Below are 18,955 nucleotides of genomic sequence, written 5' to 3'. Positions count from 1 at the left end.
CGGCGAGCCGACGTCTCCAGCCACTAGAGTGGCGGGCGCCCCGCACCCCTGATCCTCGTAGCGACAGGAGCCAGGACCACATGACCCGCTATGTGATGGCTGCCACCGATGCCGGCGGCGAACGGTTCGGGGAACGCGTCGTCTCCACGGCCCCCACGCTCGGCGAAGCCGCCGAGTACGGCGACAGTCACCGGACGGACTACGTCTCGGTCCGCCACGGCCACGACGACATCACCCTTTACGGCAGGGACGCCACCGGCACCTGGTCGCTGCTCGTCGCCAACGCCCCCGCCCTGGTCGTCGTGCGAACGCGCCGTCGGCACGATGCCCTGAGCCGGCCGGAGCCGGACTGGAACGACAGCCCCCAGGTCGGCTACGAGTACGCCCCCACTCCTGACGGGGATCACGTGCTGAGCGATCACGTGCTGACTGCCCTAGACGTGAGCGGCGAAGCGTTCGGGCAGCGCGTCAGCCCCACGGCGCCCACACTCGCCGACGCGGCCGGGCTCGGCGAGCTCCACCAGGCGGACTACGTCGTCGCCGGCCGGGGCGACGGCGACCTGGTCACGCTGTACGGGCGGGACGCCGGAGGCTCCTGGTCGGTGGTCGCGGCCGATGTCGACGTCGAGACGGCCGAGGAGGTGTGCCTCTGGTTCGACCTCACGCAGCACTACCGGGGCCGGTCGGCGGCCGGTACCGGCCCCGGCGGCCGGGCCGGCCACCCGCTCGACCACGTGCCGACGCCCGAGGGCGGGCGGATGACCGCGGACCGGGCCGTCTCCCTGGTCGTGGAACGGATCCGGGCACGCCGCCTGGACCACCCCACGCGAGGGCTCGCGGCGGACCGCTTCGAAGCGGGCTGGAGCGTCTACGCGCCGGTGGACGTCGACGAGAGCGATCCGATGGCGTTCCTGGACATGCCGGTGGGCCGCTCGGTGTTCCTGGTGAGCGATGTCGGGCGGGTCAAGGAGACATCGAGCGCGATCCCCCCGCAGCAGGCGGAGGACATGTTCGCCGCCGAAGAGGCGTACGTGCGCCGCAAACCCGCCGAGGAAAGGTTCATGGCCGACCTCAGGGACGAGGTCATGCGGCTCGACTCCGCGTCGGAAGGCTCGGCCGGCATCAGCTCGTTCACCATCGAACCCGCCGCCGAGGAGCTGGTCGCGGCCAGGGCGTCCCGGCTGATCACCCCGATCGCACAGCAGTTGGCCCTGCTCGGCCCGCCGGGGTGGGACCGTTTGGCGGCGGCCTTCTCCTTCACGGTCTCCGGCGAGGTTGCCCAGCTCCGGTTCTGGTCCGGGAACCGGAGCACCGAGGTCCGGGTCCCCGAGCAGATGGCCGTACTGGTCCGCCGGCAGCGACACCTCGCCGCACAGATGCCGTCCGGCCCGTGGTGGCGTCTGCTGCTCACCGTCAGCCACAGCGCGGGAGCGAACGCCCGGATCACCACGGAGTACGACTACGGCGACCGGCCCCTCCCCGCCGACCACCTGCTGGCGCCCGGCCACTACCGCGCCGACCTGGCCGCCTACCCGCGCGCCCATACACCGGCATGGCTCACCGCGCACATCGGCGGTGCGGACGGGACCGGGCCCGCGACGGGCGGGACCGCCGCGGGGACCGTAGGGGCTGGGGCGGCGGGGCCGGGTGGGGACGCGGGGTCCGCTGAGGCGTCGGGGCCTGGTGGGGAGGCGGGGCCCGCCAGGGCCGAGGGGCCCTCCGCTGCGGCGGGGTCGGCGCGGCCCGGTCCGGTTCCGGTTCTCGACACGCAGGTGCGCCGGAAGCGTCTCTACGCCGACCCCCGGGTCATCACCTTCGGCAAGCACTCACTCGCGCTCGACCAGGTGGAGTGGGTCAGTTACACCGCGACCCACACCGCCACCAAGCGGTTCCTGTACCCGACGACCCACGACCACACGTGGGACTTCGCGGTGGGCAGGTACCCGTACCACGGCGGACCCGTGGTCCGCGTGCACTTCTACCAGGCGGGCCGCCGGGCCGACCACCCGGAGGAGTGGGCATTCCTGGTGAACCTGGCCAGGCAGTACCTGGAGCCCCGGTTGCTCACCGAACTGGTCGCCCGGGTCCGCCGTGGTGAGACCGTCACGGTCGGCGGCAGCGTCGAGGTGAACCAGGGCGGCATCGCATGCGCCAAACCACGGCTCTCCCTGCCCTGGGAGTCGATCAGCGCCGCGCAGCCGGACAACGGCGTCATCAGCGTCCGTCAAGCGGGCGTCGCGAAACCCGTGTTGACGGTGCCTCTGAGCCATCCCAACGCGGGGCTCCTGCCGGACCTCTTCGCCGCACTCAGAGGGGGTTGAGGCGGGCCTTGAGCAGGCAGAACTCATTGCCCTCGGGGTCGGCCAGAACGTGCCAGGACTCCTCGCCGGTCTGACCGACGTCGGCCGGGCGCGCCCCGAGCTTCAAGAGGCGTTCGAGCTCGGCGTCCTGATCGCGGTCGGTGGCGTTGACGTCGATGTGCAACCGCGACTTCCCCGGCTCCGGCTCGGCCCTGCGGCTGAGGAAGAGCGTCGGCTGCGCGCCGCCGAACCCTTCCCGCGGCCCGATCTCGATACTGCCGTCCTCTTCCCGCCCCAGCACCACGAAGTCCAGGACCTCGCACCAGAACCGCGCCAGCACCTCGGGTTCGCGGCAACCGAGCACGAGCTCACCGATACGACATGCCATGGACGGAACCTGCTCTCAGCGTGGGACGGCCGGTGCGGCCACGCGGACCGGCGGGGCTCCGCGCGGCGGGAACACGTCGAGACCGTACCGGGCGGGGGGAGCGGGTGCGAAGGGTTTTGGGTCCTAGGGGTGGGGGTGGTGGTGGCGGTGAGGGTCCTGGTGTGTCTTCAGGGCTTCGAGGAAGGTGGCGAAGGTGGGGGCGGGGAAGGTGAGGATGGCCCCGGTGGGGTTCTTGGAGTCGCGGATGGAGGTGTGGGTGGGGGTGGGGGCGATCTCTACGCAGTCGTCGCCCTCGCCGTCTCCGGAGTAGGACGACTTTCGCCAGTTACTCGGGGCGGTCATGCTGTGCCTCACAGTTCTTTCGCCAGCCGCTGGATGAAATCACGCGAGTGTCCGGGCTCCAACGCCATCGCTCTTACGTGGTGGAACCGCGCGCGGTACGTGGCCAGTTGGTCCTCGGCGTCGATGTACAGCGCGCCGGTGGGACCGTCACGGATCACCGTGTCCAGCTTGGTCACACTGCCGCCGAGGTAAGCCATCGAACTGCTGCCACCGGAGAAACCCTCCCGATCGAACGGGATGACCCGCACGGTGATGTGATCCGCTTCGGAAAGTTCCAGGATGTGGGCGAGCTGTGCTCGTGCTGCGGTCCGGGTGCCGACCATGGTCCGCAGCGCTGCCTCGTGGATCACCGCATCGAAAGGGGTGGGCGAAGGACCCTCGAAGATCACGCGGCGCGCCAAGCGGTGGCGCACACGCAGTTCCAGCTCTTCCTCGGTGAGTTCGGGGACTCTGGTGGCGTAGACAGCGCGAGCGTAGTCCGCTGTCTGCAGCAGACCCGGTACGAACACGATGGCCACGTTGTACTGAAATCGGGAGTGGTGGTCCAGCTCCGACAGGTTCAGGAACGGCGTTGGAAGCAGCCCCCGGTACTCCTCCCACCAGCCGCGAGTCCGGTCGGTCGCCATCGTGACCAGGGCATCGATGAACTCCTCGTCCGTGCAGGCGTAATGGGACGCGAGGAGGCGCAACCGCTTCTCGCTCACACCCGCGAGGCCGGACTCGATCTGGCTGATGGCCGGAGCGGTCACCCCGAGCAGCGCCGCCGCCTCCCGGGCCGTCAGGCCTGCTGCATCACGGAGCCTGCGCAGCTCGACCGCCAGACGCAGCTGACGTGCTGTCGGCTCGCTCCTCAACGCCATCGCCGGACCTCCCAACACGCCCGTGGGCGTTACTCGTTCGGGCGTCACACTACGCGATCCAGTTGCGCCAGTTAAACAGTTAGCCCTACGGTCGGTGACGCATCGCACACGCTGCGGAAGCGCACCGCGCCGTCCTGCCATGGCGGCTGCGGCAATGCCACCGCGCGTGGAAACCCCACCCACTGACCGGAGGCGCTGAGTCATGCCCGAGAACGAACCCTGGGACTACACGCTCTACATCCCCAACGACCCCAGAGCCGTGACCGTCTGCCGTCGGACCCTGCGCGTGATCCTGACGTTGCACGGGCTGGCGGGGCTGCTCGACACCGCTGAACTACTGGCGACGGAGCTGGTGTCGAACGCGGTGCGGCACACGAAGGGGCCGGCGGCGCTGAGGGTGCGCCGCTCCCCGGAGGGCCTGGTGTGGATCGGGGCGTGGGACACGGACCCGGCGCCGCCCGAGCCGCCGGTGCCGTTGGAGCGGGCGTTGGAGCGGGAGGCGGGGCGGGGGCTGGGGCTGGTGAAGGCCTGCGCGGAGTACTGGGGGTGGCAGCCGTCGGCCAGGTTCGGCGACCGGGGCAAGTACGTGTGGTGCGAGCTGGAGGTGGCGTGACGGTCGGCTCGTCGCACGAGGCGCTGCGCCAGATCTCCCGGAAGGAGCTGGGCCCAGCGAGCCGTGCACGCGGTGGAGGCCACGGAGCTGTTCACGAGGGAGTGAGCAGGTAGCCGTTGGGCCGCTCGCTTCTGGGCCAGTGTCGGGCTTCCGCGACCCGCGTCAAGGGCGCTGCGCGTCGCCTTCGGCGATGGGCCTCCGGCCCACCCTTGACCCGGCCCGCTCCAGCCCGGAGGAGAAGCGAGCGAGCGGCCCGGCACAGCGGTGGCCCAGCGGCGACGGGCCCTCGGGTTGGTTGGGTACACAGCGTCGGAGGGGGGCGCGGGCGCGTCTCGCCGGCACGCCGGGCCGGCTTGGCGGCGAACGGCCGGTGGGGGGGGTGCGCGAGCGGGGCGGTGGGGGTGGAAGCGGGAGATTGGCAGATCTGTGCCAGGGGGTGGGGGTAAGGCGCAGGTGGGGTGGGTCGGGGGTGGAACAGATCTGCCTGTCAATTCTCAGGGGGGAGCCACGGCGGGTGGGGCTAGCGGCGGTGGCGGGGCTTGTCCTGGCGTGGGGGAAGCGTCAAGGTGATTTGGCGGACCAGTTGCTGGAAGCATGCCAGGGACGCGCACGCGGGGAGGGCGGCGCCGGCGATACCCGTGATCGTTCGGTCGGCCTGGGCCACGCACAGCATCATCGCTACGGATGAGAACAGCAGGACGATGAACCACGAGTGCAGGGCCCGGCGCTGATGCAAGGCGCTTCGCAGGACGGAGAGGGAAGCCACCATCCAGGGGCCGTACACGAGAATGGGCCACCAGGCGATCATCTCGCTGCTCGTGCCCGACGTGATGTTCCGCAGTGGCCCGTAGGCCGCCATTCCGCCGAACACGCTGACCATCGCAGCGATGACGGAAACGAATGCGGCGATCACGAAGCTGCTGGTCTGCAACCATTTGACTCGGATTTTCCGCACCCGGCTCTTGCGGTGTGCGGCCCCGGCGGAGGGGCGTCGGATGGGCGGCAGTTGCGCGGTGATCCGGGCCAGGTTCTCCATCGGGTCGGCGTAGTCGACGGGGGATGACGCCTCGTTGCGCGGAGGCGGGACCACGGCCGGCTGCTCGGCCGGGATGGCCTCCTGCAGGAGGTAGGCGAGTTCCTCGGCCGGGTCCCAGCCCGAGTCGGGGGGCACCAGGGGAGATGAGTCCAAGGCGTCGACGGGGCTGCTGTGCCAGACGGTACCCACCGTGTAAGGGGGCGTGTCCGCGTACCGTTCACGCCGGCCGAAGGAGGAACCCGCATAGTCGTGATTCATGGAGATCCGCCCCCGTCACACACGATCCGCGCGACAGTCAGAGTTTGCCTGGTCGGTCCACCGTTGATTAAGTTCCTCCTGCACCGCTTCCAATAGGGTGAGGAATTCACGGAGCAGCGACTCGGTGGCCTGGGGTTCGACGCGTACGCCGTCCCCGCGCAAGGTGCCACGCGCCTCCAGCGAGCGTGCAACACCAGGTGTGTAAATATACTTTGCCACCGTCGCCACACGACTCGCAGACAGACCGTCTTTCCGCGCGTCGCGGCGAGGCAAGCCATGGAACCTTGCTGTCGTCATATTCGAGCTAACGCCGCCTCCTCTCCTCCAGATGCGCGGCAAATGAGTGAACATGGCGCGAGGGAAACGTTGTAAGTGCGTTTTTTCATTTGTGTCATTCGCTTTTCAGAATCCAGCTTGTGAGTCGAGTGGGTTGTATTCTGAAAGCCCTTCCGGTCTGATCGTCCGTTCCGCTGCCGCCGGCCCGCCCGGCCCCGGGGCGGCCACCCCCCCCTCGCCCGCCCCCGGTCACGATTGGGTCTCGGCCGCCCTTGGCCCCTTGCCTCCGGCTCGTGTAATCGATTCCAATCCTCCCTACAGCAGGGATGTAATCGATTCCATGAACCCACGAGGAGGTGGGGCCGGCGATGGCGAGCATCAAGGACGTGGCCGCTGCGGCGGGTGTGTCCGTGGCCACCGTGTCGCGCGTGCTGAACGGGCATCCGTCCGTCAGCGCCGACGCGCGGACACGGGTGATGGGGGCCGTGGACGCCCTGGGGTACCGGCCCAACGCCGTCGCCCGGTCCCTCCGGACGGATCAGACCCATACCCTCGGGCTGGTCATCAGCGACGTGCTGAATCCCTACTTCACCGAGCTGGCCCGCTCCGTCGAGGAAGAAGCCCGCGCGCTCGGCTACAGCGTGATCATCGGGAACGCCGACGAGCGGCCCGAGCTCCAGGACCATCACGTACGGAATCTGCTCGACCGGCGGATCGACGGGCTGCTCGTCTCCCCCACCGACGGTGGTTCGCCCCTCATGCTCGACGCCGCCCGGGCGGGGACGCCCATGGTGTTCGTCGACCGGTGGATCCCCGGCGTGGACGTTCCCGTGGTCCGCGCGGACGGGCAGGCCGCCGTACGGGACCTCGTCGCCCATCTGTGCCGGCTCGGGCACCGCAGGCTCGCCATCATCGCCGGGCCCGCCGCCACCACCACCGGCAGTGAGCGTGTGGAGGCGTTCCGGGCCGCGCTCGCCGAGTACGGGCTCCCGCTCCCGGACGTCTACATCGGGCAGGGCGACTTCCAGGCGGAGAGCGGACGGCGGGTCACCGAAGGGTTCCTCGATCTGCCGGAGCCGCCCGAGGTCGTCTTCGCCGCCGACAACCTGATGGCGCTCGGCGCCCTGGACGCCGTACGCGCGCGTGGGCTGCGCGTGCCCGACGACATCGCGCTGGCCGCGTTCGACGACATCCCGTGGTTCGTGCACACCGATCCGCCGGTCACCGCCATCGCCCAGCCGACCGGTGAGCTGGGGCGGGCCGCCGTACGGGCCCTGGTCGACCGGATCGAGGGGCGCACCCCGCGTTCCGTCACCCTGCCCGCGCGGCTCGTCGTACGCCGCTCCTGCGGAGAGGCGCTCGTGCCCTCCCAGACCCCCGCACCCCCCACGCAGTCCCCCTCCCCAGTGCAAAGGAGCACGTCGTGAGCAACCCGGACGAGTTGCTGCGCATCGAGGGCATACGCAAGACCTTCCCCGGCGTGGTCGCGCTCGACGGCGTCGACTTCGACCTGCGCCGGGGTGAGGTCCATGTACTGCTCGGTGAGAACGGCGCCGGCAAGAGCACCCTCATCAAGATGCTCTCCGGTGCCTACACCCCCGATGCCGGCCGGATCCTCGTAGGCGGTGAGGAGGTGCGCATCCACGGTGCGCAGGACTCCGAGCGCCTCGGGATCGCCACCATCTACCAAGAGTTCAATCTGGTGCCGGACCTCACCGTCGCCGAGAACATCTTCCTGGGGCGGCAGCCGCGCCGGCTGGGGATGATCGACCGGAAACGGATGGAGGCGGAGGCCGCGACGCTGCTGGAGCGGGTCGGGGTCGATGTCCCGCCCCGGGCCCGCGTGCGGGAACTCGGCATCGCGCGGCTCCAGATGGTCGAGATCGCCAAGGCGCTCAGCCTGGACGCGCGCGTGCTCATCATGGACGAGCCGACCGCCGTGCTCACCTCGGAGGAGGTGGAGAAGCTCTTCGCCATCGTGCGGTCGCTGCGCGAGGACGGCGTGGGGATCGTCTTCATCACCCACCATCTGGAGGAGATCGCCGCCCTGGGGGACCGGGTGACCGTCATCCGGGACGGGCGCAGTGTCGGGCAGGTGCCCGCCGCCACGCCCGAGGACGAGCTCGTACGGCTGATGGTGGGGCGCTCCATCGAGCAGCAGTACCCGCGCCGGCGTCCGGAGAAGGGCGCCGCGCTGCTGTCCGTCGAGGGGCTGGGCCGTGACGGCGTGTTCCACGACGTGAGCTTCGAGGTGCACGCCGGCGAGGTCGTCGGTATCGCGGGGCTCGTGGGGGCCGGCCGTACGGAGGTCGTCCGGGCGGTGTTCGGCGCCGATCCGTACGACCACGGGGTCGTGCGGGTCTCCGGTGCCGAGCTCAAGCGGCACGACGTGAACGCGGCGATGGCGGCCGGGATCGGGCTGGTGCCGGAGGACCGCAAGGGGCAGGGGCTGGTGCTGGACGCCTCCGTCGCGGAGAACCTGGGACTGGTGACCCTCCGGTCGGCCACCCGGGCCGGGCTGGTGGACCGCAAGGCGCAGTACTCCGCCGCCGAGCGGATCGCCGGGCAGCTGGGCGTGCGCATGGCGGGCCTCGGGCAGCACGTGCGGACGCTGTCCGGCGGCAACCAGCAGAAGGTCGTCATCGGCAAGTGGCTGCTGGCCGACACCAAGGTGCTGATCCTGGACGAGCCGACGCGCGGTATCGACGTCGGCGCCAAGGTCGAGATCTACCAGCTGATCAACGAGCTGACGGCCGCCGGTGCCGCCGTGCTGATGATCTCCAGCGATCTGCCGGAGGTGCTCGGCATGAGCGACCGGGTGCTGGTGATGGCCCAGGGCCGGATCGCCGGTGAACTCCCGGCCGACGAGGCCACCCAGGACGCCGTCATGGCGCTCGCCGTCTCCACCCCGACCGCCGGCTCGGACTCCGCCACCGGCTCCACCCCCACCACCGACAAGGAGGCCCCCCGTGGCCACTGACACGCTCAAGAGGCCGGCGGGCGCGAGTGGCGCCCCGGGCGGCCTGCGCCGGCTGCTCCTCGACAACGGCGCGCTCACCGCGCTGATCGTCCTGGTCATCGCCCTGTCGGCGCTGTCCGGCGACTTCCTGACGACGGACAACCTGCTGAACATCGGCGTCCAGGCGGCCGTGACGGCGATCCTGGCCTTCGGTGTGACCTTCGTGATCGTCTCGGCGGGCATCGACCTGTCGGTCGGCTCGGTGGCCGCGCTGTCGGCGACCGTGCTGGCCTGGAGCGCCACCTCCCACGGGGTGCCAGTGGTGCTCGCGGTGCTGATGGCGGTCGCCACCGGCATCGTCGCCGGTCTGGTGAACGGTTTCCTCATCGCCTACGGCAAGCTGCCGCCGTTCATCGCGACGCTGGCCATGCTGTCGGTGGGCCGCGGTCTGGCCCTGGTGATCTCGCAGGGCTCCCCCATCGCCTTCCCGGACTCGGTCTCCCACCTCGGGGACACCCTCGGCGGCTGGCTGCCGGTGCCGGTGCTGGTCATGGTGGTGATGGGGCTGATCGCCGCGTTCGTGCTGGGGCGGACGTACATCGGCCGGTCCATGTACGCGATCGGCGGCAACGAGGAGGCCGCGCGGCTGTCCGGTCTCCGGGTGAAGCGGCAGAAGCTCGCGATCTACGCCCTGTCCGGGCTGTTCGCCGCCGCGGCGGGCATCGTGCTGGCCTCCCGGCTCTCCTCGGCGCAGCCGCAGGCCGCCGACGGCTACGAGCTGGACGCCATCGCGGCGGTCGTCATCGGCGGCGCCTCGCTGGCGGGTGGCACCGGCAAGGCGTCCGGCACGCTGATCGGCGCGCTGATCCTGGCGGTGCTCCGCAACGGCCTGAACCTGCTGTCGGTGTCCGCGTTCTGGCAGCAGGTCGTGATCGGTGTCGTGATCGCGCTGGCGGTACTGCTGGACACCGTGCGCCGCAAGGCCGGGGCGACCCCGGTGGCCGCCGGCACGGGCGGGCCGAAGGGCAAGCAGGCGGCGACGTACGCGCTGGCCGCCGTGGTGACCGTGGCCATCGTCGGCGCGACCTCCTTCCTGCACAGCGGTTCCTCGTCGTCCACGGCCCCGAAGATGGGTCTGTCCCTGTCCACGCTGAACAACCCCTTCTTCGTGCAGATCCGGTCGGGTGCCCAGGCCGAGGCGAAGAAGCTGGGCGTGGACCTGACCGTCACCGACGCCCAGAACGACGCCTCGCAGCAGGCCAACCAGCTCCAGAACTTCACCAGTTCGGGCCTGGGCGCGATCATCGTCAACCCGGTGGACTCGGACGCGGCGAGCAACTCCGTGAAGGCCGCCGACAAGGCGAGGATCCCGGTCATCGCCGTGGACCGCGGTGTCAACCACGCGTCCGTGGACACGCTGGTCGCCTCCGACAACGTGGCCGGTGGTGAGCTGGCCGCGAAGACCATCGCCGAGAAGCTGGGCGGCAAGGGCAAGATCGTCATCCTCCAGGGCCAGGCGGGCACGTCGGCGGCCCGGGAGCGGGCGGCCGGGTTCGCCCAGGGCCTCAAGGCCTACCCGGGCATCCAGGTGCTCGCGCAGCAGCCCGCCGACTTCGACCGCACCAAGGGCCTCGACGTGATGTCGAACCTGCTCCAGGCCCACCCGGACGTGCAGGGCGTCATCGCCGCCAACGACGAGATGGCCCTGGGCGCGATCAAGGCGCTCGGCTCCAAGGCCGGCAGGTCCGTGCAGGTCGTCGGCTTCGACGGCACCCCGGACGGCCTGACCGCGGTCAAGAACGGCACGCTGTACGCGTCCGTCGCCCAGCAGCCCTCGCAGCTGGGGAAGATCGCCGTGGACAACGCCCTCAAGGCGGTCAGGGGCGACAAGGTGGACCCGACGGTGAAGGTGCCGGTGAAGGTGGTCACGAAGGACAACGTGGCCGGCTTCACCGGCTGACAACAGGCGACTCGGGCGGGGCGGCCCCGGGACTTCCGGGGCCGGCCCGCCTGGCGTCATCTCTCAGGGGAGTCAACTGATGTACGACTACGACCTTCTGGTCGTGGGATCGGCCAACGCCGACCTGGTGATCGGCGTCGAGCGGCGGCCGGCCGCCGGCGAGACGGTGCTCGGCGGCGATCTGGCCGTGCACCCGGGCGGCAAGGGCGCCAACCAGGCGGTCGCCGCGGCCCGGCTCGGTGCCGCCACGGCCCTGCTGGCGCGGGTCGGCGACGACGGCCACGGCCGGCTGCTGCTCGACTCCCTGCGCACGGCCGGGGTCGACACGGTGGGCGTGCTGGTGGGCGGGGCCCCGACGGGCGTCGCGCTGATCACCGTCGACCCGTCCGGCGACAACAGCATCGTGGTGTCGCCGGGCGCCAACTCCCGCCTGCTGCCGGCGGACGTCCGGGCGACGGCGGGCGTCCTGCGCGCCTCCCGGGTGGTGTCGGCGCAGCTGGAGATCCCACTGGAGACGGTCGTGGAGGTCGTACGGAACCTGGGACCGGACAGTCGCTTCGTGCTGAACCCGTCGCCGCCGCGCGAGCTGCCCGCGGAGGTGCTGGCGGCGTGTGACCCGCTGATCCTCAACGAGCACGAGGCACGGGTCGTCCTCGGGGACGCCTGTGCGAGCGACGACCCCGAGGACTGGGCCCGGCTGCTGCTGGCCGAGGGTCCCCGCTCGGTGGTGGTGACGCTGGGCGCGGAGGGGGCGCTGGTGGCCGACGGCTCGGGGACGGCCCGGGTGCCGTCGGTGAAGGTGGACGCGGTGGACACCACGGGTGCCGGGGACGCGTTCACGGCCGCCCTGGCCTGGAAGCTCGGGTCGGGTGCGGACCTGGCGGACGCGGCGGCCTACGCGGCCCGCGTCGGCGCGGCGGCCGTGACCCGGCGGGGCGCGCAGGAGTCGTACCCGACGGCGGAGGAGGTCGAGGCTCTGTGAAGAAGGCGGGGATCCTCAACCGTCATCTGTCCGGCGCCCTGGCGGAACTGGGCCACGGACACGGGGTGCTGGTCTGCGACGCCGGTATGCCGATACCCGACGGGCCCCGGGTGGTGGACCTGGCCTTCCGTGCCGGTGTGCCGTCCTTCGCCGAGGTGCTGGACGGCCTGCTGGCCGAGCTGGTGGTGGAGGGCGCCACGGCCGCGCAGGAGGTACGGGCGGCCAATCCGGCGGCGGCCGGGCTGCTCCAGGCCCGCTTCCCGGAGCTGGCCCTCGTCCCGCACGAGCGGCTGAAGGAGCTGTCGGCCGGGGCCCGGCTGATCGTCCGCACCGGCGAGGCCCGGCCGTACGCGAACGTCCTGCTGCGCTGCGGGGTGTTCTTCTAGGGCGGAGACGGCCGGAACGTTTCGAGGGGGCCTCCCCGGCCCGTAGGCCCGGGACGCCCCCTCGGCGTTCCCCTCCCTTGCCGGAACCCGATCCCCCCCCGGGTCCCCCGTGGTTCCGACGACAGTTACGACACCGCAGGCGGCGGAATGGTTGCACCCGCTTCCGGGGAATTTCCCTCGGCGGTCCGCCGGCGGACGACGTGCTCCAGGAACCGCTCCGCCGACTCCGCCAGCACCTCACGCCCGTCCCGTGCCCACAACCGCTCGTTGAACAGCTCGACCTCGATGGGACCGGTGTACCCGGCGGCTTCCACCCGGCTCTTCCACTCGCGCATGTCGATCGCTCCGTCGCCGATCTGACCGCGCCCGTTGAGGACGCCCTCGGGCAGGGGGGTGGTCCAGTCGGCGAGCTGGAAGGTGTGGATGCGGCCCGCCGTGCCCGCGCGGGCGATCTGCGCGGGTGCCTGGTCGTCCCACCAGACGTGGTACGTGTCCACGGCCACCCCGACCTGGTGCGCGGGGAAGCGTTCGGCGAGGTCCAGGGCCTGGGCGAGGGTGGAGACGACACAGCGGTCGGCCGCGTACATCGGGTGCAGCGGCTCGATGGCGAGGCGTACGCCGCGTTCGGCCGCGTAGGGGGCGAGGACGGCCAGCGCGTCGGCGATGCGCTCACGGGCGCCGCGCAGGTCCTTGCTGCCGGCGGGGAGTCCGCCGGAGACCAGGACCAGGGTGTCGGTGCCGAGGGTGGCGGCCTCGTCGATCGCGGCGTGGTTGTCGCCCAGCGCCTCGGCCCGCTCGACGGGGTCGGTCGCGGTGAGGAAGCCGCCCCGGCACAGCGTCGTCACCGTCAGGCCCGCGTCCCCCACCAGCTTGGCCGCGGCCTCCACGCCGTACCGCTGCACCGGCTCGCGCCACAGGCCCACACCGGGGACGCCCAGCGCGACACAGGCGTCGACCAGTTCCGGGAGGGAGAGCTGCCTGACCGTCATCTGGTTGATGGAGAAGCGTGCGAGTTCCGCCGTGCTCACTGGTTCACCCCGTACAGCGACAGAAGGGTCTTCATCCGTTCCTCGGCGAGCTTCGGGTCCGGGAACAGGCCGAGTCCGTCGGCGAGTTCGTAGGCGCGGGCGAAGTGCGGCAGGGAGCGGGCCGACTGGAGGCCGCCGACCATGGTGAAGTGGCCCTGGTGGCCGGCGAGCCAGGCGAGGAACACCACCCCCGTCTTGTAGAAGCGGGTGGGCGGCTGGAACAGGTGGCGGGACAACTCCACCGTGGGGTCGAGGAGTTCGCGGAAGCCCTGGACGTCGCCCGTGTCCAGGGCCCGTACCGCCTCGGCCGCGAGCGGGCCGAGGGGGTCGAAGATGCCGAGCAGGGCGTGACTGAAGCCCTGCTCGTCGCCCGCGATCAGCTCCGGGTAGTGGAAGTCGTCGCCGGTGTAGCAGCGCACGCCCCGCGGCAGCCGCCGTCTGAGGTCGACCTCGCGCCGCGCGTCCAGCAGGGAGATCTTGACGCCGTCGACCTTGTCGGGGTGGGCCGCGATCACCTCCAGGAAGGTCTCGGTGGCCGCGTCCAGGTCGGACGAGCCCCAGTAACCCTCCAGGGCCGGGTCGAACATCGGGCCGAGCCAGTGCAGGATCACCGGTTCGGCGGCCTGGCGCAGGAGGTGGCCGTAGACCTCCAGGTAGTCCTCGGGGCCCTTCGCCGTCGCGGCCAGCGCCCGGGACGCCATGACGATGGCCTGGGCGCCCGCCTCCTCCACGAGCGCGAGCTGCTCCTCGTACGCGGCCCGGATCCGGGCGAGGGTGCCCCCGGCGAGCTGGTCCGTGCCGGCACCGCAGGCGATACGGCCGCCGACCGCGCGCGCCTCCGCGGCACTGCGCCGGATCAGTTCGGCGGCGCCCGCCCAGTCCAGGCCCATTCCCCGCTGGGCGGTGTCCATCGCCTCGGCGACACCGAGCCCGTGGGACCACAGGTGGCGGCGGAAGGCGAGGGTGGCGTCCCAGTCCACGGCGGCGGGCGCGTCGGGCGGGACGTCGGCGAACGGGTCGGCGACGACATGGGCCGCCGAGAAGACCGTGCGGGAGGTGAGGGGGGTGCCGGGGACGAGGGAGAGGGGGGCGGTGCGCGGCTCGTACGAGCGCAGGGTGCCGTCCGCCGCGGGGAGTCGGATGGTCACAGGGAGATCTCCGGTACGTCGATGCGGCGGCCCTCGGCGGAGGACCTCAGGCCCAGTTCGGCGAGCTGGACGCCCCGGGCGCCGGCCAGCAGGTCCCAGTGGTAGGGGGCGTCGGCGTAGACGTGCTTGAGGAACAGCTCCCACTGGGCCTTGAAGCCGTTGTCGAACTCGGCGTTGTCGGGCACCTCCTGCCACTGGTCGCGGAAGACCTCGGTGGCGGGCACGTCCGGGTTCCAGACCGGCTTGGGGGTGGCGCTGCGGTGCTGGACGCGGCATCGGCGCAGGCCGGCGACTGCCGAGCCCTCGGTGCCGTCGACCTGGAACTCGACCAGTTCGTCGCGGTGGACGCGGACCGCCCAGGAGGAGTTGATCTGGGCGACGGCACCGCCTTCGAGTTCGAAGACGCCGTAGGCGGCGTCGTCGGCGGTGGCGTCGTAGGGCTTGCCGTTCTCGTCCCAGCGCTGGGGGATGTGGGTGGCGGCGAGGGCCTGGACGGAGGTGACCCGGCCGAACAGCTCGTGGAGGACGTATTCCCAGTGCGGGAACATGTCGACAACGATGCCACCGCCGTCCTCGGCGCGGTAGTTCCAGGAGGGGCGCTGGGCGGGCTGCCAGTCGCCCTCGAAGACCCAGTAGCCGAACTCGCCGCGCACGGAGAGGATGCGGCCGAAGAAGCCGCCGTCGACGAGGCGCTTCAGCTTCAGCAGGCCCGGCAGGAAGATCTTGTCCTGGACGACGCCGTGCTTGACACCCTTGTCGTGGGCGAGGCGGGCGAGGGCGAGGGCGCCGTCGAGTCCGGTGGCGGTGGGCTTCTCGGTGTAGACGTGCTTGCCGGCCGCGATCGCCTTCGTGAGGGCCTCCTCGCGGGCGGAGGTGACCTGGGAGTCGAAGTAGATGTCGACGGACGGGTCGGCGAGGACGGCGTCCACGTCGGTGGAGACCTCCTCCAGGCCGTGCCGCTCGGCGATCTCCCGCAGGGCGTGCTCCCGGCGGCCGAGCAGGACCGGTTCGGGCCAGAGCACGGTGCCGTCGCCGAGGTCGAGGCCGCCCTGGTCGCGCAGGGCGAGGATCGACCGGACGAGGTGCTGGCGGTAGCCCATGCGCCCGGTCACGCCGTTCATGGCGATACGCACCGTCTTGCGTGTCACGTGAGTCCCCTTCGTGGGCTGGTGGAGCAGGCAGTTCAGCCATCGGATAGCAAGCGCTTTCTATACGAGGAGAAGCTAGCCTCTGGAAGTGGTCTGTACAAGACCGTGTCCGCTTCGATTTGTTCGAGCGGGCGAACAACCGGGGGCCGTGGCCTTAAGGTCTGCTCGGAACCAGGACGGACGCCCCGCTGTCTACGAGGGCGTACCCGACGACGCGCGACCGGAGGACGACGAGATGACGGTGACCCTGGCGGACGTGGCGGCCCGCGCCCAGGTCTCCCCCGCGACGGTGTCGCGCGTGCTGAACGGCAACTACCCGGTCGCCGCGTCCACCCGCGAGCGGGTGCTGCGCGCGGTGGACGAGCTGGACTACGTCCTCAACGGCCCCGCCAGCGCCCTCGCCGCGGCCACCTCCGACCTGGTCGGCATCCTCGTCAACGACATCGCCGACCCGTTCTTCGGAATCATGGCGAGTGCGATCCAGGCGGAGATCGGGGGCCCGGGCGGGCGCGCGGGCGGCGAACGCCTCGCGGTCGTCTGCAACACGGGCGGCTCCCCCGAGCGCGAGCTGACGTATCTGACGCTGCTCCAGCGGCAGCGGGCCGCGGCCGTGGTGCTGACCGGCGGGGCCGTGGAGGACGCGCCGCACGCGGCCGCGGTCGCGGCCAAGCTGCGCAAGCTGGCGGACGCCGGGACCCGGGTGGTGCTGTGCGGACGCCCGCCGGCGCCGGACACCCAGGCCGTCGCGCTGACCTTCGACAACCGCGGCGGCGCCCGCGCGCTGACCGACCACCTCATCGGCCTCGGCCACCGCCGGCTCGGCTACATCGCGGGCCCCGAGGAACGCACGACCACCCGGCACCGCCTGGAGGGCCACCGCGCGGCGCTCGCGGCGGCGGGCATCGAGGAGGACCCGCGCCGGACGGTCCACGGCCGCTACGACCGCCGGTCCGGTCACGAGGCCACGCTGGAGCTGCTGCGCCGCGACCCCTCGTTGACGGCGATCGTGGCCGCGAACGACTCCGTCGCCCTCGGCGCCTGCGCCGCGCTGCGGGAGTCCGGACTGCGGATTCCCGAGGACGTCTCGGTGGCCGGCTTCGACGACCTGCCGTTCAGCATCGACGCGGTGCCGTCCCTCACGACGGTCCGGTTGCCGCTGGCGGAGGCCGGAGCACGGGCCGGGCGCATCGCGATGGGGCGCGAGGAGCCGCCGCCCGGGGGGATCGCCTCGGTGCGGGGGGAGTTGATGGTGCGGGGGTCCTCCGGGGTTCCGCGGGGGTGAGGGTGCGGGGTGTCGTGGGGGCGGCATCGGGGGTGGGGGCTGTGGTGGTGTGCCGGGCGCCGGTGTGTGAGGGCTGGGCGCGCAGTTCCCCGCGCCCCTAGGTTGGTTGCACTGCGGCTTCCTGGACAGCGCCGATGAGTTTTGCGGGTGTCGGCCGTCTTCATCGTCGTAGACAGCAAGCGCACCACCTCTGACAAGGAGCGGATCCATGCGTGTCGTCGTCACCGAGTTCATCAGTCTTGACGGAGTCGTACAGGCCCCGGGCGGCCCCGAGGAGGACACCGACGGGGGGTTCGCGCACGGCGGGTGGTCGCATCCGTTCTTCGATCCGGAGGTCGTGGGCGGGGCCTTCGCCGCGGGGCTGGAGAAGGCCGAGGCGCTGCTGTACGGGCGGCGCACGTATCTGACGATGGCCGCCGCGTGGCCGGAGCGGGCGGGGGACCCGTTCGCCGACCGGCTGAACTCCATGAAGAAGTACGTCGTCTCCGACACGCTCGGCGAGTCCGAGCTGAGCTGGGAGAACACCGAGCGGATTCCGGGGGCGCAGGCCCTGGACAAGGTACGCGAGCTGCGGGCCGCCGAGGGCGGGGACCTGGCGATGATGGGCAGTCCCACGCTGGTGCGGGCGCTGATCGCGGCGGGGCTCGTGGACGAGTTGACGCTCGTCGTCATGCCCGTGCTGCTCGGCGGCGGGAAGTCGGTCTTCCCGGCCGACGGGGGGCTGCGCAGTTGGGAGCTGGTGTCGTCGGCCACCGCGAAGACCGGGGCGCAGGTGAACGTGTACCGGCCGGCCGGGCGGTCGTAGGCGTGGACGGGGGCACGCGGGCGGCCTAGGCTCAAAGGAGCAGGATCTCTGACTGGGTCAAGTATCCGGGGGCGATCATGACCGTCCAGGACGTCCGCGCCTTCAACCGGTTCTACACGAGTGTGATCGGCGCCCTCGACTACGAGCGCCACCTGTACGCCCCGTACACCCTGACCGAGGCGCGGGTGCTGTACGAGCTCGCGCACGCGCCGTATCTGGACGCGGCCGACCTGCGCGGTGGGCTGGGGCTCGACGCCGGGTACCTGAGCCGGATCCTGAACCGGTTCGAGGAGGGCGGGCTGATCGGGCGGGAGCCGTCGCAGGACGATCCGCGGCGGCGCCGAATCACGCTGACCGCGCGCGGGCGTGAGACGGCCGCGCTGCTGGACGAGCGGGCACGGGAGTCCGTCGGGGCGCTGCTCGACGGCGTCGCTCCCGCGGACCGGCCCCGGCTGGCCGAGGCCATGCGGACCATCCGGGACATCCTGGGCGGGGAGAAGTGGGCCGCGGACGTGGTGGTGCGGGAGCCGCGGGCCGGGGAGCTGGGGTGGATCGTGCAGCGCAACGGCGCGCTGTACGCGGCCGAGTACGGGTGGAACGCCGAGTACGAGGGGCTTGTCGCCCGGATCGTCGCCGACTACGCGGAGGATCACGATCCGCATCTGGAGCGGGTGTGGATCGCGGAGCTGGCCGGGCGGCCCGTGGGCTGTGTGATGTGCGTACGCGACGACGCGCCCGGCACCGCACGGCTGCGGCTGCTGCTCGTGGAGCCCGAGGTGCGCGGGCGCGGCGTCGGCGACCGGCTGGTGCGGGCCGTGATCGACTTCGCCCGTGGGGCCGGCTACCCGGAGCTGGTGCTGTGGACCAACGACGTGCTCGACAGCGCCCGCCGCCTCTACCAGCGGCACGGGTTCGCCCTGGTCGCCGAGCGCCCCCATCACTCGTTCGGCAAGGACCTGATCGGCCAGGACTGGCGGCTGGCGCTGCGCGGGCCGGGCGAGTGACGCGGGGCGTCCTTCGACAGCGCCCTACGACCTCGCCTTCATCGCCGGCCAGGTCCACACCGGCCACGACCTGGCACGCGCACCGGCCGCACCAGGCGAGCGACGCAGGGCATCATCCCTCCACAGCACCCAGTGACCCCGGAGCGCGGTGTCCCCGGCCCCGGTCGGCCCAGCGTGGTG

General features: G+C 71.6%; 17 protein-coding genes. 10 read left to right on the top strand and 7 right to left on the bottom strand.

What is annotated here, in order from left to right:
* Window positions 1–80 precede the first annotated feature (80 nt).
* Window positions 81–2,321, top strand: coding sequence for a hypothetical protein (locus C3492_RS03750; protein ID WP_103810264.1), 2,241 nt, complete (start codon window positions 81–83; stop codon window positions 2,319–2,321).
* Here the strand turns inward: C3492_RS03750 and C3492_RS03745 are convergent.
* The 3 genes from C3492_RS03745 to C3492_RS03735 all read right to left on the bottom strand — a co-directional run bounded on the left by C3492_RS03745 (window position 2,308) and on the right by C3492_RS03735 (window position 3,890).
* On the bottom strand, window positions 2,308–2,688 hold the full coding sequence (locus C3492_RS03745; protein ID WP_103810263.1) for a VOC family protein: 381 nt from the start codon (window positions 2,686–2,688) through the stop codon (window positions 2,308–2,310). The genes C3492_RS03750 and C3492_RS03745 overlap by 14 nt on opposite strands.
* 123 nt (window positions 2,689–2,811) lie before the next feature.
* Complete coding sequence (locus C3492_RS03740) at window positions 2,812–3,030, bottom strand: DUF397 domain-containing protein (RefSeq protein ID WP_103810262.1); 219 nt, start codon at window positions 3,028–3,030, stop codon at window positions 2,812–2,814.
* Window positions 3,031–3,038: 8 nt separating this feature from the next.
* Window positions 3,039–3,890, bottom strand: coding sequence for a helix-turn-helix transcriptional regulator (locus C3492_RS03735; RefSeq protein ID WP_103810261.1), 852 nt, complete (start codon window positions 3,888–3,890; stop codon window positions 3,039–3,041).
* 202 nt (window positions 3,891–4,092) lie between these two features.
* On the opposite strand from C3492_RS03735, the gene C3492_RS03730 reads away from it, so the two are divergent.
* Window positions 4,093–4,503 carry an ATP-binding protein gene (locus C3492_RS03730; RefSeq protein ID WP_103810260.1) on the top strand — a complete coding sequence of 137 codons (411 nt, stop codon included), beginning with the start codon at window positions 4,093–4,095 and terminating at the stop codon, window positions 4,501–4,503.
* A gap of 520 nt (window positions 4,504–5,023) precedes the next feature.
* On the opposite strand, the gene C3492_RS03725 is transcribed toward C3492_RS03730, so the two are convergent.
* Window positions 5,024–5,797 (bottom strand): DUF2637 domain-containing protein, encoded by a 774-nt coding sequence (locus C3492_RS03725; protein WP_374938320.1) that lies wholly within the window; start codon window positions 5,795–5,797, stop codon window positions 5,024–5,026.
* A gap of 644 nt (window positions 5,798–6,441) precedes the next feature.
* Between C3492_RS03725 and C3492_RS03720 the strand changes: the two genes are divergently transcribed.
* The 5 genes from C3492_RS03720 (at window position 6,442) to rbsD (ending at window position 12,360) form a co-directional block, all read left to right on the top strand.
* Window positions 6,442–7,500, top strand: coding sequence for a LacI family DNA-binding transcriptional regulator (locus tag C3492_RS03720; RefSeq protein WP_103810259.1), 1,059 nt, complete (start codon window positions 6,442–6,444; stop codon window positions 7,498–7,500).
* Window positions 7,497–9,053: a sugar ABC transporter ATP-binding protein gene (locus C3492_RS03715; protein WP_103810258.1), complete on the top strand. Its 1,557-nt coding sequence runs from the start codon at window positions 7,497–7,499 to the stop codon at window positions 9,051–9,053. Before C3492_RS03720 ends, C3492_RS03715 begins: the two co-directional genes overlap by 4 nt.
* A complete protein-coding gene (locus C3492_RS03710) occupies window positions 9,043–10,992 on the top strand; it encodes a substrate-binding domain-containing protein (RefSeq protein ID WP_103810257.1) in 1,950 nt (649 codons plus the stop codon). Before C3492_RS03715 ends, C3492_RS03710 begins: the two co-directional genes overlap by 11 nt.
* Before the next feature lie 79 nt (window positions 10,993–11,071).
* Window positions 11,072–11,974: a ribokinase gene (locus C3492_RS03705; protein WP_103810256.1), complete on the top strand. Its 903-nt coding sequence runs from the start codon at window positions 11,072–11,074 to the stop codon at window positions 11,972–11,974.
* On the top strand, window positions 11,971–12,360 hold the full coding sequence (rbsD, locus tag C3492_RS03700; RefSeq protein WP_103810255.1) for a D-ribose pyranase: 390 nt from the start codon (window positions 11,971–11,973) through the stop codon (window positions 12,358–12,360). The genes C3492_RS03705 and rbsD overlap by 4 nt, the downstream gene beginning before the upstream one ends.
* 125 nt (window positions 12,361–12,485) lie before the next feature.
* Here the strand turns inward: rbsD and C3492_RS03695 are convergent, their stop codons facing one another.
* The 3 genes from C3492_RS03695 to C3492_RS03685 are packed head-to-tail and all read right to left on the bottom strand — an operon-like array spanning window position 12,486 to window position 15,684.
* The gene (locus tag C3492_RS03695; protein ID WP_258055466.1) at window positions 12,486–13,388 is read right to left on the bottom strand and encodes a sugar phosphate isomerase/epimerase; all 903 of its coding nucleotides are present in this window, start codon (window positions 13,386–13,388) and stop codon (window positions 12,486–12,488) included.
* A complete protein-coding gene (locus C3492_RS03690) occupies window positions 13,385–14,536 on the bottom strand; it encodes a dihydrodipicolinate synthase family protein (protein WP_103810254.1) in 1,152 nt (383 codons plus the stop codon). Before C3492_RS03690 ends, C3492_RS03695 begins: the two co-directional genes overlap by 4 nt.
* On the bottom strand, window positions 14,533–15,684 hold the full coding sequence (locus tag C3492_RS03685) for a Gfo/Idh/MocA family protein (RefSeq protein ID WP_103810253.1): 1,152 nt from the start codon (window positions 15,682–15,684) through the stop codon (window positions 14,533–14,535). Before C3492_RS03685 ends, C3492_RS03690 begins: the two co-directional genes overlap by 4 nt.
* Before the next feature lie 235 nt (window positions 15,685–15,919).
* Here C3492_RS03685 and C3492_RS03680 point away from each other — a divergent pair, with 235 nt between their 5' ends.
* The 3 genes from C3492_RS03680 (at window position 15,920) to C3492_RS03670 (ending at window position 18,775) form a co-directional block, all read left to right on the top strand.
* Window positions 15,920–16,966, top strand: coding sequence for a LacI family DNA-binding transcriptional regulator (locus tag C3492_RS03680; protein WP_103810252.1), 1,047 nt, complete (start codon window positions 15,920–15,922; stop codon window positions 16,964–16,966).
* A gap of 208 nt (window positions 16,967–17,174) precedes the next feature.
* Window positions 17,175–17,771, top strand: a complete 597-nt coding sequence (locus C3492_RS03675) for a dihydrofolate reductase family protein (RefSeq protein ID WP_103810251.1) — start codon at window positions 17,175–17,177, stop codon at window positions 17,769–17,771.
* A gap of 77 nt (window positions 17,772–17,848) precedes the next feature.
* Entirely contained in the window at window positions 17,849–18,775 is a 927-nt protein-coding gene (locus tag C3492_RS03670; RefSeq protein WP_103810250.1) for a bifunctional helix-turn-helix transcriptional regulator/GNAT family N-acetyltransferase, read from the top strand.
* Window positions 18,776–18,955: the final 180 nt, after the last annotated feature.

Source organism: Streptomyces sp. Ru62 (genome assembly GCF_002920615.1).
Taxonomy (GTDB): Bacteria; Actinomycetota; Actinomycetes; order Streptomycetales; family Streptomycetaceae; genus Streptomyces.
This window is presented reverse-complemented; position numbering and strand designations above follow the sequence as displayed.

Excerpts from the sequence above, each read along its gene's own strand:
- C3492_RS03750 (WP_103810264.1), top strand. The coding sequence starts at position 81 with ATGACCCGCTATGTGATGGCTGCCACCGATGCCGGCGGCGAACGGTTC.
- C3492_RS03745 (WP_103810263.1), bottom strand. The coding sequence starts at position 2,688 with ATGGCATGTCGTATCGGTGAGCTCGTGCTCGGTTGCCGCGAACCCGAG.
- C3492_RS03740 (WP_103810262.1), bottom strand. The coding sequence starts at position 3,030 with ATGACCGCCCCGAGTAACTGGCGAAAGTCGTCCTACTCCGGAGACGGC.
- C3492_RS03735 (WP_103810261.1), bottom strand. The coding sequence starts at position 3,890 with ATGGCGTTGAGGAGCGAGCCGACAGCACGTCAGCTGCGTCTGGCGGTC.
- C3492_RS03730 (WP_103810260.1), top strand. The coding sequence starts at position 4,093 with ATGCCCGAGAACGAACCCTGGGACTACACGCTCTACATCCCCAACGAC.
- C3492_RS03725 (WP_374938320.1), bottom strand. The coding sequence starts at position 5,797 with ATGAATCACGACTATGCGGGTTCCTCCTTCGGCCGGCGTGAACGGTAC.
- C3492_RS03720 (WP_103810259.1), top strand. The coding sequence starts at position 6,442 with ATGGCGAGCATCAAGGACGTGGCCGCTGCGGCGGGTGTGTCCGTGGCC.
- C3492_RS03705 (WP_103810256.1), top strand. The coding sequence starts at position 11,072 with ATGTACGACTACGACCTTCTGGTCGTGGGATCGGCCAACGCCGACCTG.
- C3492_RS03680 (WP_103810252.1), top strand. The coding sequence starts at position 15,920 with ATGACGGTGACCCTGGCGGACGTGGCGGCCCGCGCCCAGGTCTCCCCC.
- C3492_RS03675 (WP_103810251.1), top strand. The coding sequence starts at position 17,175 with ATGCGTGTCGTCGTCACCGAGTTCATCAGTCTTGACGGAGTCGTACAG.
- C3492_RS03670 (WP_103810250.1), top strand. The coding sequence starts at position 17,849 with ATGACCGTCCAGGACGTCCGCGCCTTCAACCGGTTCTACACGAGTGTG.